The 3326-nt window shown below is 62.6% G+C and carries 3 protein-coding genes; all 3 read right to left on the reverse strand.

Features of this window, described 5'->3' with window-relative positions; genetic code table 11:
• A partial coding sequence (locus PHI64_RS23460) for a TIGR04063 family PEP-CTERM/XrtA system glycosyltransferase (protein ID WP_299888828.1) occupies positions 1–1015 on the reverse strand: 1015 nt, incomplete at its 3' end.
• Positions 1012–2937 carry an XrtA/PEP-CTERM system amidotransferase gene (locus PHI64_RS23465; protein ID WP_299888833.1) on the reverse strand — a complete coding sequence of 642 codons (1926 nt, stop codon included), beginning with the start codon at positions 2935–2937 and terminating at the stop codon, positions 1012–1014. The genes PHI64_RS23460 and PHI64_RS23465, both read right to left, overlap by 4 nt.
• A gap of 38 nt (positions 2938–2975) precedes the next feature.
• The coding region (locus tag PHI64_RS23470) for a glycosyltransferase (protein ID WP_299888836.1) at positions 2976–3326 on the reverse strand (351 nt) is incomplete at its 5' end.

Raw genomic sequence — 3326 nt, forward strand, 5'->3', positions numbered from 1 at the left:
ACAGGAAACCGGTCTCCCCGTGACGCACGAGCTCCTTGTGCCCCCCCACATCGGACGCAACGAACATGCGCCCCTGGGCCATGGCCTCAAGAGGTTTGAGAGGGGTGACGAGTTCGGTCAGACGGATGGGGATGCGCGGATAGGCCAGCACATCAATCAGGTCATAGTAATCCTGCACTTCGGCATGGGGCACGCGCCCGGTAAACACAACCTTGTCGGCAATGCCAAGCGTGGCGACCTGCGCCTTGAGATTGTCCTCCTGGGGCCCCCCGCCCACCAACAGCACCCGCAGGTCGGAGCGTTGCTTAAGCAGGCGCGCCGACGCCGCCACCAGAAGATCCAGACCCTCGTACCCGTAGAACGACCCGACAAACCCGACTACCGTCTTGTCTTCGAGGCCGAGACGTTTGCGCAAGACCGGATCGGCATCGCCGCGCAGCTGGAAGGAGTCCACATCAACGGCATTGGGAATCACCGTGATCTTGTCCATGGAGATGCCTCGCTCGGCGATGTCCTTGCGCAGGCCTTCACAGATGGTGGTGACCTGGTCGGCGCGCCGCAGGGCATAGGTTTCCATGGCGCGGGTCGCGCGGTAGCGCAGGCTGCCTTCGGTGGTGGTGCCGTGGTCAACCGCCGCGTCCTCCCAAAATGCCCGTACCTCATAGACAACGGGGATGCGGTGCTGCTTGCCCACGCGCAGGGCCGGCAGAGCGTTGAGCACGGGAGAATGGGCATGCAGCACATCGGGACGCAGCTCACGCACAAGCTCATCAAGGCGCTTGGCCGTCAGGCGCATCTGACCGATCAGGCCCTCATCACCCCGATTCGGCGTACGGTGAAACTCCCAGCCCTCGGCCTGATCCGAGCCACCATTGCCCGGCCCCTGTTTTGGGGTGGTCAGGTGAAAGGTCTCCCAGCCACGCAGGCGCTGCTGCTTGAGGATGGATGCCGTGCGGAAAGTGTAGCCGCTATGCAGCGGCAAGGAGTGATCGAGAATATGGAGGATGCGAGTCATGCCGCCCTCCCGCCCTGGATGGGCATGGCGTTCTTCATGCTGTTGCGGACAAAGGCTTCAAACATCAGGATGGTCCAGATCGTGGAGCTGTAATCGCGGGCACCGGACTGGTGGGCCTCTACGACGTGACGCAGATACTTCTCGTTGAACAGCCCGGTTTCGCGCAGGACATCGCCAAACAGCGCCTTCTGCACCCGCTCCTTGAGGGGGCCGCGGAACCAGCGGGCCAGGGGCACGGCAAAGCCCATCTTGGGGCGATACAGCACATCGTTCGGGAGCATCGGCTCCATGGCCTTCTTGAAGATGTACTTGCCTTCCTGCCCCTTGATCTTGAGATGGGTGGGCAGGCTGGCGAGCCACTCGACGAGCGGGTGATCCATCAGGGGCTCACGCACCTCAAGGGAATGGGCCATGCTGGCCCGGTCGACCTTGGTGTTGATGTCGCCCACCAGGTAGGTCTTGATATCCAGGTACTGGACAAGTGCCAAGGCATCGTCGGTGCCCGCATTGGCGGCATGGCGCCGGAAGACTTCCAGAGCGTTGTAGCCCCCCAGCTGCTTGCGGAACGAGGGCGAGAAAAGCTGACGCCGCATGTCGTCCCGCAGGATGGAGACGGAATGGAAATAGGCCTGCACCGAATCACGGGCCAGCGCTTGGAAGGTCGTCTTGGCGCGGAACATGCGGGGCGCCCAGTCGGCCTTGGGATAAAGCTGGCCGAGCAGGCCAAATACCGGCTTGCGCACGGCGTGGGGCAGGCCGCTGCGCATCTTCTCTTCCATCATGTGGAAGCGATAGCGGCGGTAACCACCCATGTTCTCGTCGCCGCCGTCACCCGACAGGGCCACCGTAACGTGCTTGCGAGCCAGCTGGCACACCCGGTAGGTCGGGATGGCCGAACTGTCGGCATAGGGCTCGTCATAAAGAGCTGCCAGGGTGTCGATGAGGTCGAAGTCATCGGACTGGACCATCTCGACCCGATGGTTGGTCTTGTAACGGTCGGCCACCATCTGGGCAAAGGCCGATTCATTGAAAGCCGGGTCATCGAAGGCAATCGAGCAGGTGTTGACCGGCTCGTCCGACAGACCGGCCATGGTTGCCACCACGGCGCTGGAATCCACACCGCCCGACAGGAAGGCCCCCAGGGGGACTTCGGCCACCATGCGCAGTCGCACCGACTCCCGCAGACGCTCGACCATCTCGGCCTGGGCGTCCGCCAGGGACATCTTGTTGTCGAGGGTGAAGCGCACATCCCAGTAGGGCTTGGGCTGGGGCACGGGCTGGCCATGACGGATGGTCAGGGAGAAACCCGGTTCGAGCTTGCGGGCACCCGCAAAGATGGTACGCGGTTCGGCCACATAACCGAGGGCGAAGTATTCTTCGACCGCCAGGGGGTCCATGCTGCGGTCGAGCCCGGGGTGCTGCATCAGCACCTTGAGCTCGGAGCCGAACATCAGAGTGCCATCGTTCAGGATCGCGTAATACATGGGCTTGACGCCCATCCGGTCGCGCGCCATGAAGAAGGTTTGGCGATTGCGGTCCCACAGGGCAAAGGCAAACATGCCGCGAAAGCGCTGGACACAGGCCTCGCCCCAAGACTCCCAGGCATGCACGATCACCTCGGTGTCACTGCGGGTATGAAAGCGGTGGCCCAGGGCAGTGAGCTCGGGGATCAGCTCCTGGAAGTTGTAGATCTCCCCGTTGAACACCACCACCACCGACTCGTCTTCATTGAACAGCGGCTGCTGCCCGCTGGAGATGTCGATGATGGAAAGGCGGCGGTGCGCGAGGGCAAGCCCCGGCTCAAAATGATAGCCACTCTCGTCCGGGCCCCGGTGAAGCTGGATGTCGTTCATGCGCTGCATGAGCTCGCGCGGGAACATCTGTTTCGCTCGTGTATCGAAAAGTCCGGCAATGCCGCACATAGTTCCTAACCTTTATTCCGTCGCCTTGCCCGGGCAAGTCAATTTGAAAGTCCCGACAGGGATTGATACAAACCCGCGTACTGCGCCACCATGCCATCGAGGCTGAAGCACGCCTCGACACGCCTGCGCCCTGCCCTGCCCTGCTCGACCCCCAGCGCCGGACTGGACACGTAACGCTCCAGCGCATCGGCCAGCAGATCTGGATCTTGGGGCGGCACCAGCGTGCCGGTCACACCATCATCTACAAGCTCGCCATTACCACCAACCGCCGTGGCCACCACCGGCAAACCGCCCGCCATGGCTTCGAGGATGGTGTTGGAAATTCCTTCCGCCTGAGAGGGAAGCACGAAACAGTCAAAGCCCCGCATGACATTCGGCACATCCCCCCG

It is taken from the genome of Zoogloea sp. (genome assembly GCF_028689785.1).
In the GTDB taxonomy this organism is placed as follows: domain Bacteria; phylum Pseudomonadota; class Gammaproteobacteria; order Burkholderiales; family Rhodocyclaceae; genus Zoogloea.

What these genes read in the sequence shown, in the direction of transcription:
- PHI64_RS23465 (WP_299888833.1), bottom strand. Translation starts at nt 2,937, where the DNA reads ATGTGCGGCATTGCCGGACTTTTCGATACACGAGCGAAACAGATGTTC.